The sequence below is a fragment of the Vibrio sp. 10N.261.52.A1 genome (genome assembly GCF_002876325.1).
In the GTDB taxonomy this organism is placed as follows: Bacteria; Pseudomonadota; Gammaproteobacteria; order Enterobacterales; family Vibrionaceae; genus Vibrio; species Vibrio chagasii.
Genome location: NZ_MCYD01000272.1, coordinates 1 through 346 on the forward strand (window position 1 = coordinate 1; position 346 = coordinate 346).

1 protein-coding gene is annotated in these 346 nt (G+C 35.8%); it reads left to right on the plus strand.

The window, feature by feature from the left end; translation table 11 throughout:
- Positions 1 to 50: 50 nt before the first annotated feature.
- Positions 51 to 346, plus strand: a 296-nt coding sequence (locus BCT81_RS03505; protein ID WP_133152519.1) for a hypothetical protein, incomplete at its 3' end; no start/stop codon positions are given.

Below are 346 nucleotides of genomic sequence, written 5' to 3' on the forward strand. Positions count from 1 at the left end.
ACTTAACGCGGCGTTATAACACTTTGGCAAACGAATAGAGGAATCAAAATTTGAATATTGGAATTGATTTTACTTGGCTAGTAATGACAACAATTGCAATGGTTGTCATTGCTATTATTACTGGTAGGAAAACATTGGAAACGTTGAAGGATATGGTTTCACAGCGTATCTATGTTTCGGGATTGTTTATGACATCATGGCTTCTTCTCATATGTGTCGCTGTTAGTGATAAGAATCTGCCTGATGCAGTCTTTTTATATGGAAGTAAATTTGTGTCAGCAATTGTTGGTATTTTTTTGGCCGTGGTTGTTGCAAAAGTGCTTGTAGATATTAAGTCTGGTATAAC